The sequence below is a fragment of the Arthrobacter sp. E1SS-5 genome, assembly GCF_057073715.1.
Genome location: NZ_CP172703.1, coordinates 1,789,068 through 1,802,235 on the forward strand (window position 1 = coordinate 1,789,068; position 13,168 = coordinate 1,802,235).

Consider the following 13,168-nt stretch of genomic DNA (forward strand, 5'->3'; position numbering starts at 1 on the left):
AACCCCCAGCGATGGCTCTTTAACGCCGAAACTCCTGCCGCTTCGATGGCGTGCCCTCATTCCGCGTCCAGGCAGCCAGCAACGGCCACCGCATGACGGACGCCGTGGAACTTCAAACTGCCGCCGGGGTGGTCACGGCCTTCAGTGCGGAAGAAACCCGGGCCATGGAACATGCCCTCCAGGCAGCCCTGCAGGGACCGCGCGGTGCAAATCCCCTGGTGGGTGCCGTCGTCGTCGGTCCTGACGGACGGGAACTCGTCACGGGTTACCACCGCGGAGCCGGCACCGCGCATGCCGAGGCCGACGCCATTGCCCGGGCTGCCGCCGTCGGCCTGGATCTGTCCGGCTGCACCATGGTGGTCACGCTGGAGCCCTGCAACCATGTGGGCCGCACCGGCCCGTGCACGGAGGCGATCATCGCCGCCGGGATCAACGATGTGGTGTACGCGGTGGACGACCCCCATGACCCCGCTGCCGGTGGCGCCGCAACCCTGCGTGCGGCCGGCGTCCGGGTCCGGAGCGGCCTTGGCGCAGACGAGGCGCTGGACCTGAACCGCCAGTGGTTCGAGGCAGTGGCTGCCAAGCGCCCCTTCGTCACCCTCCACATCGCCCAGACACTGGACGCGCGGATCGCTGCCGAAGACGGCACCAGCCAGTGGATCTCCAGCGCAGAGTCCCTGGCCGATAACCACGGGATCCGCAGCCGCATCGACGCCATCCTGGTGGGCACCCAGACCGTACTGGTGGACAACCCCCGGCTGACCGCCCGGGACACCGAGGGCAACCCGGCGCCAAAGCAGCCAGTCCGGGCCGTCATGGGGCTCCGCGGGATTCCGGAGGACGCCGCCATCCACGGCGACGACGGCCTGGCCGTGCACCTTCCCACCCGGGACCCGCGGCAGGCGCTGTCCATGTTGTACGACGCCGGCACCCGGCACGTCATGGTGGAGGGCGGCTCCAGCATCCTCAGCTCCTTCCTGGCAGCAGGCCTGGTGGATGAACTCATCGTGTACCTGGCGCCAACCCTGCTGGGATCCGGCACCCCCTCGTTGAACGGGCTGGGCATCACCAGCCTCCCCGACGCCCAGCAGTGGGAATGGGACCTGTCCGACGGCGGCGCGGTCCGCATGCTGGGCCGGGACCTTCGACTGCACCTCAGACCGCAGCGCAAAGTTGCACTCGACCACCAACCAACCCGCGCCACCGCGGAGCAAGCCCAGGGAGGCTACTGATGTTCACCGGAATTATTGCCGAGCAGGGGCAAGTGCTGTCCGTGGAGCGTGACGGCGACACCAGCGCCACCCTTCGCCTGCACGCGCCCGGCTCCACCGAGGGCCTGGCACTGGGCGGCTCGATCGCCGTCAACGGAGTCTGCCTCACCGCGACCGAAATTGACGGCAAGGACTTCAGCGTGGACGTTATGGGCGAAACCCTGGTCCGCAGCACCATCGGCGAGCTTGCCGCCGGGGACACCGTTAATCTGGAGCGCTGCGTCCCCGCGGGCGGCCGCCTGGACGGGCACGTGGTGCAGGGACATGTGGACGGTGTAGGCGTCCTGCTGGAACGCGAACCCCAGGGCAACTGGGAACGGCTGCGCTTTGGCGTGCCCACCAACCTGGCCCGCTACATCGCCGAAAAGGGTTCCATCGCCATTGACGGCGTCTCCCTTACGGTAACGGAAGTCAGCCCGGCAGCCGAGCAGGAGCCCTGGTTCGAAGTGGGCCTGATTCCCACCACCCTGGCCGAAACCGGGCTGGGCACCAAGACCACCGGCAGCCGGGTCAACCTGGAAGTGGATGTGCTGGCCAAATACACCGAACGCCTGCTTGCCTTCAGTGGCACTGCAGCATCTGGGACCGGCGCGGCAGGCGGGACGGAAGCAGCCATCGCGGGAGGTGCACGGTGAACGCCGCAGTAGACCTGGAATCCAGCACCGCCGCCGCACCCGTGGCCGCCGCAGCACCGGCCACACCGGGCACACCAGCCAGGGGACTTGACTCCATTGACGACGCCGTGCGCGCCATGGCTGCCGGCCGGCCCGTGCTGGTTGTCGACAACGAGGACCGGGAGAACGAGGGCGACATCATCTTCGCCGCCCAGCACGCCACCCCGGCACTGATGGGCTGGACCATCCGGTACAGCTCCGGCGTCATCTGCGTGCCGTTGACCGGAGACCGCGCCGACGCCCTGGCCCTGCCTCCCATGACGGCCGTCAATGAGGACGCGAAGGGCACCGCCTACACCGTGTCCTGCGACGCCGCCACAGGTGTCAGCACCGGCATCTCTGCGACGGACCGCGCCCTGACCGCCCGCATCCTCGCGGACCCATATGCGGTTCCTGCCTCCGTGACCCGTCCGGGGCATATTTTCCCGCTGCGGGCAGTTGACGGAGGTGTGCGGGAACGCCAGGGCCATACGGAGGCCGCAGTGGACCTGTGCCGCCTGGCGGGCCTGGAGCCTGTCGGGGTGATCGCGGAAGTGGTGTATGACGACGGTGAAATGATGCGCCTGGACGGGCTCCGTTCGTTCGCAGCTGAACATGGGTGCCCCCTGATCTCCATCGAGGACCTCGTGGCGTATCTTGAAGCCGGGGCCGGGGGAGTCCCGCAGGAGGATGCCCGGGCGGTCCCGGGCGAAGAGAAGGAGAAGCCATGACGGCAGCGGCAGCCAGCGACGACAGCCACCAGGACGGTCACCGGAAGCCCCACGCGGTGTCCGGTGAAGCGCCCCATCCCGTCAGCGGAGGGCCCATCGTCCAACTTCCCACTGCCTTTGGCGACTTCGTGGCCCAGGCATGGACGGACCTCGTGACCGGCGTTGAGCACCTGGCCGTCAGTTCCCCCAACCCTCCCACCGATGGAAAAGCTCCCCTGGTGCGCCTGCACTCCGAGTGCCTGACCGGCGACGTCTTCGGTTCGTACCGGTGCGACTGCGGTGAACAGCTTGCCTTCGCACTGGAACTGATCCGGGACAACGGCGGCACCCTGCTCTACCTGCGGGGCCAGGAAGGCCGGGGCATCGGCCTGGCCAACAAGATCAAGGCCTACGCGCTGCAGGAAGCAGGCTTCGACACTGTGGAAGCCAATGAGCAGCTGGGCCTGCCCGTTGATGCCCGGTGCTACAAAGCCGCAGCCCAGATCCTCGCCGAGATGGGGCTGCACGAGGTACGGCTGTTGAGCAACAACCCCGACAAGCAGAACAGGCTGGCCAAGGCCGGGGTGAAGGTCGTGGAAATGGTGCCCACCGAGGTGCCGTCCCGTGAACAGAACATCCGGTACCTGCGTACCAAGAAGGACCGCATGGAACACCGCCTGCTGCTGGACACCCAAGTGGCTCCCGTTTCCGTGCCGGCCCCCGAAACCCCCTACGACCACGAACAAGACTGACGTCTCCAAGAACGAACGGAATAGAAGAACCCATGAGCGGACACGGCGCCCCCGACATTGACCTCAGCACCCTCAATCCGGCCGAAACCTCGCAGCTGAAACTGGCGATCATCGCAGCCAGCTGGCACACCCAGATCATGGACGGGCTCCTGGACGGCGCGCTCCGGGCAGCCAAGGACGCCGGCATCGCCGAGCCCACCGTCCTGCGGGTTCCCGGCAGCTTTGAGCTTCCGGTGGCTGCCGCGCGGCTGGCACCGCACTTTGACGCCGTGGTTGCCCTCGGCGTCGTAATCCGCGGCGGAACCCCGCACTTCGACTACGTCTGCCAGGCCGCGACGTCGGGCCTCACCGACGTCAGCGTCTCCACCGGAGTGCCGGTGGGCTTTGGCGTGCTCACATGCGACAACGAGCAGCAGGGCCTGGACCGCGCCGGCCTGCCGGGCTCCAAGGAGGACAAGGGCCACGAAGCCGTGACCGCGGCACTGGCCACCGCCGTCGTCCTCAAGCAGTACCGCAACTAAACGCTCCAGCGGACGGGTGCGGTGTGTATTCCCTCACATCGCGCCCGTCATGCAAGGGCCCGGGAAGCGCCCTTGCGGCCGCAGCAAGTAGGCTGGAGGGCGTGAAGAATTTCGAGACGCTGTTCGCTGAGCTCAGCGAGAAGGCAGCCACCCGCCCGGAAGGCTCCCGCACCGTCGCTGAATTGGAGTCCGGTGTTCACGGCATCGGCAAAAAAGTCGTTGAGGAAGCAGCCGAAGTATGGATGGCTGCCGAATATGAATCCGATGAAGCCGCGGCCGAGGAAATCTCCCAGCTGCTGTACCACCTGCAGGTTCTGATGCTCGCCAAAGGCCTGACTCTGGAAGACGTCTACAAGCATCTGTAGCCACCGGTCCGGCGCGCCTTTTGCCGCCGGTTCCTGCCGTGGCCTGCACTGCTTGAACACCTAGACATTTCAAATCCAGAAAGAATTTCCCATGCTGCGAGTAGCCGTCCCCAACAAAGGCTCCCTGTCCGAAGCCGCCTCCGCCATGCTCTCCGAAGCCGGATACCGCCAGCGGCGCGACAGCCGTGAGCTGGTCATGGTGGACCCCGACAACGACATCGAGTTCTTCTTCCTCCGTCCCCGCGACATCGCAGTATACGTGGGGCAGGGAACGCTCGACGTCGGCATCACCGGCCGCGACCTGCTCCTGGACGCCGAGGTGGAAGCAGAAGAGCTGCTTCCGCTGGGATTCGCCGCCTCCACCTTCCGCTTCGCCGGGCCGGTAGGCGACTTCAGCTCCGCCGCCGAGCTTGAAGGCAAGCGCCTTGCCACCAGCTACGACGGCCTGCTGCGCAACTACCTTGCCGAGCGCGGCATCAACGCCAAGGTGGTCCGCCTCGATGGCGCCGTTGAGTCATCAGTCCGGCTCGGCGTTGCCGACGCCATCGCCGACGTCGTGGAAACCGGCAACACGCTCAAGGCCGCCGGAATGGAAATCTTCGGCGACGCCATCCTCAAGTCCGAGGCCGTCCTCATCCGGCGCACCGGCAGCGGCGGCGCCGCCAACGGCACCGCAAAGGAGATCGAAGTCCTGATCCGCCGCCTCCAGGGTGTCCTGGTGGCGCGCCAGTACGTGCTGATGGATTACGACATCCGCAAGGAACTCGTGGAAAAGGCCGCCAGCCTGACCCCCGGCCTCGAATCGCCCACCGTCTCGCCGTTGCGCGACTCCGACTGGGTGGCCGTCCGGTCCATGGTGCCCAAGAAGGAAACCAACCGGATCATGGACGAACTGTACGACCTCGGGGCCCGCGCCATCCTGGTCAGCAGCATCCACGCCTGCCGCATCTGACAACCGGCACCCAACAGTCCCGCAGAATATCCAGGAGTTCCCATGGCAGTAGCAGTACGGGTCATTCCCTGCCTCGACGTCGACGCCGGGCGCGTGGTCAAGGGCGTCAACTTTGAGGGCCTCCGCGACGCCGGCGACCCCGTTGAGCTCGCACACCGCTACGACAACGCCGGTGCCGACGAACTGACGTTCCTTGACGTCACCGCCTCCTCCGGCAACCGCGAGACCACCTTCGACGTGGTCCGCCGCACCGCCGAGGAAGTCTTCATCCCGCTGACCGTGGGCGGCGGCGTCCGCGGCGTCGCCGAGGTGGACAAGCTCCTGCGCTACGGCGCCGACAAGGCCTCCATCAATACCGCGGCGGTGGCCCGGCCTGACGTCATCGACGAAATCACCCGGCACTTCGGTTCCCAGGTGCTGGTCCTGTCCGTCGACGCCCGGCGCACCCGCCCGGGGTCCCAGCCCACGCCGTCGGGATTCGAAGTGACCACCCACGGTGGGCGCACCGGCACCGGGATCGACGCGATCGAGTGGGCCAGGGAAGCCGCAGAGCGCGGGGTGGGGGAGATCCTGCTGAACTCGATCGACGCCGACGGCACCAAGGATGGCTTCGACCTCGAGCTGATCAAGCTGGTCCGGGCCGCTGTCAAGGTTCCGATCATCGCCTCCGGCGGGGCGGGGGAACCTGCCCACTTCCCGCCCGCTGTGGCAGCCGGGGCCGACGCCGTCCTGGCCGCCTCGATCTTCCACTGGGGCCCGGACAACATGATGCACCAGGTCAAGGACGCCATTCGCGAAGCGGGCTTCGAAGTACGGTAACAGCAGCCGCAGAAACACAAGGCCGGGTCACGGAGTGACCCGGCCTTGTGTTTTATAGTCCTACTTCCGCGGACTGGAGGAGGGCGACGGCGTCGGGCTGGCCTTCGAAGGTGACCAGGGCGTGGCGCGTGCGGCCGTGGGCGTGCATCAGCAGTTCGCCCGGTTCGCCGACAATTGCCACGGAAACAGGCGCGCGCTTGGCGACGTGGCGCGGACCCGACGGGCGGACCAGCACAATGCCAAGGTCCACGCCGCGGTACAGAATGGCAGCGCGCTTCACCAGTTCGTCCCACAGCGCGTCGGAGTAGGCCTCATCCAAGGCCCTGGGGGCCCACCGGTCCACGGCCCGGCGGACATCCTCGGTGTGGACGAAGTACTCGATCAGGTTGGCGCTTTCGTCCAGCGCCTTGATGCTCATCGGGGAGAGCGCCGGCGGACCCGCGCGGAAGGTGTTCACCAGCCGGGCGTAGTCCTCGTTACCGGTGAGCTTGGCAGCCAGCTTGGCGGTTGCCTGGTCCGACGCCTTGGCCAGCCGCTTGATGACCAGGCCCAGCCCAACGGCGGCCTTCCGCTCGCGCAGGTACAGGTGCGCGGCAAGGTCCCTGGTGCGCCAGCCCTTGCACAGGGTGGGCGCATCAGGGCCGGCCGCAAGCAGGGTTTCGGCCAGGACTTCTCGGGACGGTTCGACGAAATGCATCACTTGTGAAACTAGCACGAGAGCTGTGGAGTTGGGCAGCACTGCAGTGGCCGGTGGCGTGCCGTTGTTCACAACAGGAGAGCGGGTGCGTGAAGGCACTAGACTTGACCCGATGTCTGAGCAGCCAACCCCCGTCCAAACCGCAGGATCCGCCGTGTCCCAAGCGTCGCCGTCGTCCGCTGAAACACACCCGGCCAGCCCCCTTCCGGAAGAGCTGGCAGCCGCGCTCAAGCGCGACGCCGCAGGCCTGGTGGCAGCAGTGGTGCAGCAGTACGACACCAACGAAGTCCTGATGCTCGGCTGGATGGACGATGAAGCCCTGCACCGCACCATGACCACCGGCCGGGTGACGTTCTACTCCCGCTCACGCCAGGAGTACTGGCGCAAGGGCGATACCTCGGGGCACGTCCAGTGGGTCAAATCCGTGGCCATGGACTGCGACGGCGACGCACTGCTGGTGCGCGTCGACCAGGTAGGCGCCGCCTGCCACACGGGCACCCGCACCTGCTTTGACGGCAGGGACCTGGCCGTGGTGGTAGGGCAGGCGGGCTAAGCGGATAACGCTGCCCCGGCCCGCCCCACTACGGCTGCGGCCACCCCAGCAAGCACACCCAAGGTGCCGGCTACGCCGGGCCTTTCGACGAACAGGCGGACAAGCATAGCCATGCAGGACCTTGGAACCATCAGCCCAAGCCTTGAGGAATTCCGGGAACTCGCCGGCCACAGCCGCGTCATCCCCGTCAGGCTCAAGGTCCTGGCCGACGCCGAGACCCCCATCGGCCTGTACCGGAAGCTGGCGCAGGGCCAGCCCGGCACCTTCCTGATGGAATCGGCGGCGGTGGGCGGAGCCTGGTCCCGCTATTCCTTCATCGGCGCCAGGTCCCGCGCCACCCTGACCACCAAAGACGGCCAGGCGCACTGGCTGGGCGAGCCACCGGCCGGCGTGCCGGTCAGCGGCAGCCCCGTGGACGCCATCCGCGACACCATCGACGCCCTGCGCACCGACCGCTTCGAAGGACTGCCGCCCTTCACCTCCGGCCTGGTGGGCTTCCTTGGCTGGGAAACCGTCCGGCACTGGGAACGGCTGGTCAGCCCGCCCGAGGACGACCTGCAACTGCCGGAAATGGCCCTGAACCTGGTCACCGACATGGCCGTGCATGACAACGTGGACGGCACCGTCCTGTTGATCGCCAACGCCATCAACTTCGACAACAGCTCGGAGCGGGTGGACGAGGCCTGGCACGACGCCGTGGCCCGGGTCAAGGAACTCTTGGCCAGGATCAGCGCCCCAGTGGTACAGCCCGTGTCCGTGCTGGCACCCGCAGCCCTGGACTTCGCCTCCAGCGTCCAGGAACGCTGGGATGAAGCCGAATACCTCGCGGCGTTGGACCGCGGCAAGGAAGCCATCGTGGACGGCGAAGTCTTCCAGGTGGTGATCTCGCGCCGGTTCGAGATGGAGTGCAAGGCGCCCGCACTGGACGTGTACCGCGTGCTGCGCAACACCAACCCCAGCCCGTACATGTACATCTTCAGCCTTGCCGACGCCGAGGGCAGGGAGTACTCCATCGTCGGGTCCTCGCCGGAAGCATTGGTGACGGTGACGGGCGAGGAAGTCATTACCCACCCCATCGCCGGCTCCCGCCCCCGCGGGAAGACGGTGGAAGCGGACAAGGCGCTGGCCGAGGAACTCCTGGCGGACCAGAAGGAACGTGCCGAGCACCTGATGCTGGTGGACCTCTCCCGCAACGACCTCTCCAAGGTCTGCGTTGCCGGAACCGTGGACGTCACGCAGTTCATGGAGGTTGAACGCTTCAGCCACATCATGCACCTGGTGTCCACCGTGGTGGGCCGGCTCTCCCCGCAGGCCAAGGCGTACGACGTCCTGAAGGCCACGTTCCCGGCCGGTACCCTTTCCGGGGCGCCCAAGCCGCGTGCCCTGCGGTTGCTCGACGAGCTGGAACCGCACCGCCGCGGCATCTACGGCGGCGTGGTGGGCTATTTGGATTTCGCCGGTGACATGGACATGGCCATCGCCATTCGGTCCGCCCTGATCCGGGAAGGGCGCGCGTACGTCCAGGCCGGCGGCGGCATTGTGGCGGACTCGGTGAACCCAACCGAGGCCCTGGAAACCGTCAACAAGGCCGCCGCGCCGCTGCGGGCAGTGCACACGGCCGGCTCCCTGCACAACATCTCCCCGGAATCCCTCCCCGGCGGGACGGAGTCCTGATGCCCGGCTCCGCAGCCGCCGCCGGCCGCCCAGACAACGCCGATAAGCCGGGCAGGCCAGGCAACGCAGATACGCCGGGCAGGTCCACAAGGTCCCGTGCCGTGCCGGTGTGGGCGCGCAAGTCCAACGTGGTGCTGCTGATCACCCTCCTGGCCCTGGCCGCCTTTGGCACCACCACGCAGACCTGGATGACCGCCACCCTGGACCCCAACCAGGTGGGCCAGGCGGCAGCAGCCCAAAACGCGATCCAGGTGCAAGGCAGCAAGGCTGCCACTACCGTGACGGCACTGGCCCTGGTAGCCCTGGCCGGCGGTCTCGCAGCGACCATTGCCGGCAGGATCGCCCGCTGGGTCATCACCGCCATCATCCTTCTTGCTTCAGCCGGGGTGGCGACCGCCGCGGCCATGGTCCTGGCTGATCCGCTCGCGGCGGCGCAAGGAACCATCGCGGGGGCCACCGGTGTTTCCGGCAGCCAGGCGCACGTAGAGGTCACGGCCTTTCCCGTGCTCGCCGTCGTCGCCGGCTGCCTGCTGGCCCTGGCAGCCCTGTTGATCCTGCCCGCGTCCCGCTACTGGAAGACGCGCACCAAATACGATGCCCCGGGTCCCGCCGGGAGCGCTGCACCGGCCGGCCCGGTGGACGAGATCGACAGCTGGGACCGGCTTTCCCGGGGCGAGGACCCCACCTAAGGCCGGGGCCGCCAGTACGGGCGTGGGGGTTGAAGCCCGTCGGTACGCGGGCGGCAGCCAAAAAATGGCAGAATGTAAGCAGTATCCATCCTGAGGAGATTTTCCATGAGCAAAGCACCTGCGTCCGTTTCCAAGTCAGGCACCCGCACGGTTGCCCCCGGCGCCATTGACCACAGCCAGGAACTGGGCCACGGCAACAGCCCGGCCGCCTGGACCTGCGTCATCGTCATGCTCGTGGGCGCCCTCATCGCAGCCATCGCATTCGTCATCGCCAGCACCCCCATCTTCATCGGCGGCGCCGTTGTCATGGTGATCGGCCTGATCCTCGGTTACGTCATGCGCAAGGCAGGCTACGGCGTCGAAGGCAGCAAGCTGAAGAACTCCGGGCACTGATGGCGACTGTTCTCGATGACATCAATGCCGGTGTCAGGGAGGATATGGAAGCCAGGAAGCGGCTCGTTTCCCTGGCCGAGCTGAAGGATCTGGCCCGGGCCGCGGCACCTGCCCGCGACGCCTGGGCTGCCCTCGGCGGAACCTCCCCAACCCGGGAACAGCTGAAGGTCATTGCCGAAATCAAGCGCCGCAGCCCCTCCAAGGGCGATCTCGCCAGCATCGGGGATCCTGCCTCGCTCGCCCGGCAGTACGCCGACGGCGGTGCTTCCGTGATCAGCGTGCTCACCGAGCAGCGCCGCTTCAACGGGTCGCTGGCCGACCTCGACGCCGTGCGCGCCGCCGTCGACACCCCCTTGCTGCGCAAGGATTTCACGCTTGATGAGTATCAGATCTGGGAAGCCCGTGCCCACGGTGCCGACCTCATCCTCCTGATCGTGGCGGCCCTTTCGGACGCCCAGCTCTCCGAATTCAGCGCCCTCAGCCATGAACTTGGCATGAACGTGCTGGTGGAGACGCACACGGATGAAGAGATCGAGCGTGCCGTCGCGGCCAAAGCGCGCATCATCGGCGTCAACGTGCGCAACCTGAAGACACTCGACGTCGACCGTTCGGTTTTTGCCTCACTGGCGGGGAAGATCCCCGCCGAGGCCGTCGTGGTCGCCGAATCCGGCGTCCGTGACGCTGAAGACGTCACTCACTACGCCGCCAGCGGTGCCAACGCGATACTGGTGGGCGAGGCGCTGGTAAGCCACGCCACCCCGCGCGAACGAATCGCTGAGTTCACTGCCGCGGGCGCCGCCGCCATCGCAGCCCGCGCCTGAGGCACCACTGCGTACCTGATCCTGCGGGGCCGCCGGCCGGCCCCGCGGGACGCACCCCGGCTCCGCGCCGGACCACAAGACTTATGACCGCTATCTACGAACAGGACAGGACTGATGGCTCAAGCACCCTCAGGAAACGCTGACAACAACACCGCGGAAGCATTCCTGCAGGCCGGATCCCTCCGCCACGCCCCGGGGCCGTACTTCGGCAACTACGGCGGGCGATGGATGCCTGAGTCCCTCATCGCCGCCCTGGACGAACTCGAAGAGACTTTCAACAAGGCCAAGGACGATCCCGAGTTCCGGGCCCAAATCGCGGACCTGAACAAGAACTACTCCGGCCGTCCGTCCCTGCTGACGGAGGCCAAGAGGTTTTCCCAGCACGCCGGGGGAGTGCGGGTGTTCCTGAAGCGCGAGGACCTGAACCACACCGGCTCACACAAGATCAACAACGTCCTGGGCCAGGCCCTGCTCGCCAAGCGCATGGGCAAGACCCGCATCATTGCTGAGACCGGTGCCGGCCAGCACGGCGTGGCCAGTGCCACGGCCGCCGCCCTGATGGGCATGGAATGCGTGGTGTACATGGGCGCTGAGGACTGCCGCCGCCAGGCGCTGAACGTCGCCCGGATGGAACTGCTCGGCGCCAAGGTCATTCCGGTCACCAGCGGGTCGCAGACCCTCAAGGACGCCATCAACGATGCCCTCCGCGACTGGGTGGCCAACGTCGCCAACACCCACTACCTGCTGGGAACCGCGGCGGGTGCGCACCCCTTTCCGGCCATGGTGCGGTACTTCCACGAGGTCATCGGAGACGAAGCCCGCGCCCAGATCCTGGAACAGGAGGGACGCCTTCCGGACGCGGTTTGCGCCTGCATCGGCGGCGGTTCCAACGCCATCGGCATCTTCCACGGCTTCCTGGACGATCCTTCCGTGAAGATTTACGGCTTTGAAGCCGGCGGCGAGGGCGTGGAGACCGGCCGGCACGCCGCCACCATCACGCTGGGCAAGCCCGGTGTGCTGCACGGCGCACGCTCCTACCTCATGCAGGACGACGACGGGCAGACCATCGAGTCGCACTCCATTTCCGCCGGCCTGGACTACCCGGGAGTCGGCCCGGAGCACTCCTACCTGGCCGACATCGGCCGGGTCAGCTACGAGCCCATCACGGACAGCGAAGCCATGGAGGCCTTCCGCCTCCTGTGCCGCACCGAGGGCATCATCCCCGCCATCGAGTCCTCGCACGCGCTGGCCGGGGCCATCAAGGTGGGCCAGCGGCTCGCCGCCGAGGACCCTGCCGCCGCGGGGGAGAAGATTGTCATCGTCAACCTGTCCGGGCGCGGTGACAAGGACGTGGCCACCGCCGCCGAATGGTTTGACCTGCTGGACAAGAATTCCGCCGAATCCGAAATCGGCAAAGAGGGGGAGCAGCTGTGAGCAGCGCAGAGATCAACGGCACGGCACGAACGGCCAACCAGGCAGCGGGCACCAGCAAGGCCGCGGCGGCCATTGACAGGGCACGGTCCCAGGGCCGTGCAGCCCTCATCGCGTACCTGCCCGCCGGTTACCCCAGCGTCGAGGAATCCATCGCCGCCGGCATCGCCGCGGCCCGAAACGGCGCCGACCTGATCGAAATCGGCATCCCGTATTCGGATCCCGTCATGGACGGCCAGGTCATCCAGGCCGCCACCACCGAGGCGCTTGCCAAGGGCTTCCACGTCAGCCAGGTGTTCGACGTCGTTGCCGGCATCACCAGCCAGACAGAGGCCGCCGTCCTGGTCATGACCTACTGGAACCCCGTAGTCCGCATGGGCGTGGACGAGTTCTCGCGCCGGCTGGCCGAAGCCGGGGGAGCGGGACTCATCACTCCCGACCTCATTCCCGACGAGGCCGCCGAATGGATGGAAGCCTCGGACAAGTACAGCCTGGACCGGGTCTTCCTCGTGGCGCCTTCCTCCACCCCGGAGCGCATGCAGCGCACTGTGGATGCGAGCCGCGGCTTCGTCTACGCCGTCTCCATCATGGGCGTCACCGGCGCCCGTACCTCGGTGAGCAGCGCCGCCAAGGATGTTGTCTCCGCAGCACACGGCGCCGGCGCGGAACGCGTCTGCGTGGGCCTGGGCGTGTCCAACGCCGACCAGGTACGTGAGATTGCCGCCTACGCAGAAGGCGTCATCGTGGGCACCGCCCTGGTGAAGACGCTGGGCGATGGCGGCGTGGACGCAGTGGCCACCCTCACCAAGGACCTCAGCACCGGCCTGGCGAAGGTCAACGGGGCGACGCAGGAAAGCGGGGCCTAAG

Annotated in this window: 16 protein-coding genes; 15 read left to right on the forward strand and 1 reads right to left on the reverse strand. The window is 67.3% G+C overall.

The window, feature by feature from the left end:
- Window positions 1-92: 92 nt before the first annotated feature.
- The 8 genes from ribD (at window position 93) to hisF (ending at window position 6,043) form a co-directional block, all read left to right on the forward strand.
- On the forward strand, window positions 93-1,232 hold the full coding sequence (ribD, locus tag ACIGJD_RS08255) for a bifunctional diaminohydroxyphosphoribosylaminopyrimidine deaminase/5-amino-6-(5-phosphoribosylamino)uracil reductase RibD (RefSeq protein ID WP_483689457.1): 1,140 nt from the start codon (window positions 93-95) through the stop codon (window positions 1,230-1,232).
- On the forward strand, window positions 1,232-1,906 hold the full coding sequence (locus tag ACIGJD_RS08260) for a riboflavin synthase (protein ID WP_483689087.1): 675 nt from the start codon (window positions 1,232-1,234) through the stop codon (window positions 1,904-1,906). The genes ribD and ACIGJD_RS08260 overlap by 1 nt, the downstream gene beginning before the upstream one ends.
- Entirely contained in the window at window positions 1,903-2,655 is a 753-nt protein-coding gene (ribB, locus tag ACIGJD_RS08265) for a 3,4-dihydroxy-2-butanone-4-phosphate synthase (RefSeq protein ID WP_483689088.1), read from the forward strand. The genes ACIGJD_RS08260 and ribB overlap by 4 nt, the downstream gene beginning before the upstream one ends.
- A complete protein-coding gene (gene ribA / locus ACIGJD_RS08270) occupies window positions 2,652-3,386 on the forward strand; it encodes a GTP cyclohydrolase II (RefSeq protein ID WP_483689089.1) in 735 nt (244 codons plus the stop codon). Before ribB ends, ribA begins: the two co-directional genes overlap by 4 nt.
- A gap of 32 nt (window positions 3,387-3,418) precedes the next feature.
- The gene (gene ribH / locus ACIGJD_RS08275) at window positions 3,419-3,907 is read left to right on the forward strand and encodes a 6,7-dimethyl-8-ribityllumazine synthase (RefSeq protein ID WP_237430287.1); all 489 of its coding nucleotides are present in this window, start codon (window positions 3,419-3,421) and stop codon (window positions 3,905-3,907) included.
- Window positions 3,908-4,008: 101 nt separating this feature from the next.
- Entirely contained in the window at window positions 4,009-4,272 is a 264-nt protein-coding gene (locus tag ACIGJD_RS08280; protein WP_009358176.1) for a phosphoribosyl-ATP diphosphatase, read from the forward strand.
- A gap of 91 nt (window positions 4,273-4,363) precedes the next feature.
- On the forward strand, window positions 4,364-5,224 hold the full coding sequence (gene hisG, locus ACIGJD_RS08285) for an ATP phosphoribosyltransferase (protein WP_483689090.1): 861 nt from the start codon (window positions 4,364-4,366) through the stop codon (window positions 5,222-5,224).
- A gap of 42 nt (window positions 5,225-5,266) precedes the next feature.
- Complete coding sequence (gene hisF / locus ACIGJD_RS08290; RefSeq protein WP_483689091.1) at window positions 5,267-6,043, forward strand: imidazole glycerol phosphate synthase subunit HisF; 777 nt, start codon at window positions 5,267-5,269, stop codon at window positions 6,041-6,043.
- A gap of 52 nt (window positions 6,044-6,095) precedes the next feature.
- On the opposite strand, the gene ACIGJD_RS08295 is transcribed toward hisF, so the two are convergent.
- Complete coding sequence (locus tag ACIGJD_RS08295) at window positions 6,096-6,740, reverse strand: TIGR03085 family metal-binding protein (RefSeq protein ID WP_142134146.1); 645 nt, start codon at window positions 6,738-6,740, stop codon at window positions 6,096-6,098.
- A 112-nt stretch (window positions 6,741-6,852) separates the two neighbouring features.
- On the opposite strand from ACIGJD_RS08295, the gene hisI reads away from it, so the two are divergent.
- From hisI to trpA, 7 genes are all read left to right on the forward strand, one after another.
- Window positions 6,853-7,293: a phosphoribosyl-AMP cyclohydrolase gene (gene hisI, locus ACIGJD_RS08300; RefSeq protein WP_483689092.1), complete on the forward strand. Its 441-nt coding sequence runs from the start codon at window positions 6,853-6,855 to the stop codon at window positions 7,291-7,293.
- 111 nt (window positions 7,294-7,404) lie between these two features.
- On the forward strand, window positions 7,405-8,967 hold the full coding sequence (locus ACIGJD_RS08305; RefSeq protein ID WP_483689093.1) for an anthranilate synthase component I: 1,563 nt from the start codon (window positions 7,405-7,407) through the stop codon (window positions 8,965-8,967).
- Window positions 8,967-9,656: a Trp biosynthesis-associated membrane protein gene (locus ACIGJD_RS08310; protein WP_483689094.1), complete on the forward strand. Its 690-nt coding sequence runs from the start codon at window positions 8,967-8,969 to the stop codon at window positions 9,654-9,656. Before ACIGJD_RS08305 ends, ACIGJD_RS08310 begins: the two co-directional genes overlap by 1 nt.
- A 105-nt stretch (window positions 9,657-9,761) precedes the next feature.
- Window positions 9,762-10,049, forward strand: a complete 288-nt coding sequence (locus ACIGJD_RS08315) for an HGxxPAAW family protein (RefSeq protein WP_056333411.1) — start codon at window positions 9,762-9,764, stop codon at window positions 10,047-10,049.
- Complete coding sequence (trpC, locus tag ACIGJD_RS08320) at window positions 10,049-10,870, forward strand: indole-3-glycerol phosphate synthase TrpC (RefSeq protein WP_483689095.1); 822 nt, start codon at window positions 10,049-10,051, stop codon at window positions 10,868-10,870. Before ACIGJD_RS08315 ends, trpC begins: the two co-directional genes overlap by 1 nt.
- Before the next feature lie 114 nt (window positions 10,871-10,984).
- Window positions 10,985-12,304 (forward strand): tryptophan synthase subunit beta, encoded by a 1,320-nt coding sequence (trpB, locus tag ACIGJD_RS08325; protein ID WP_483689096.1) that lies wholly within the window; start codon window positions 10,985-10,987, stop codon window positions 12,302-12,304.
- A complete protein-coding gene (gene trpA / locus ACIGJD_RS08330; protein WP_483689097.1) occupies window positions 12,301-13,167 on the forward strand; it encodes a tryptophan synthase subunit alpha in 867 nt (288 codons plus the stop codon). Before trpB ends, trpA begins: the two co-directional genes overlap by 4 nt.
- Window position 13,168: the final 1 nt, after the last annotated feature.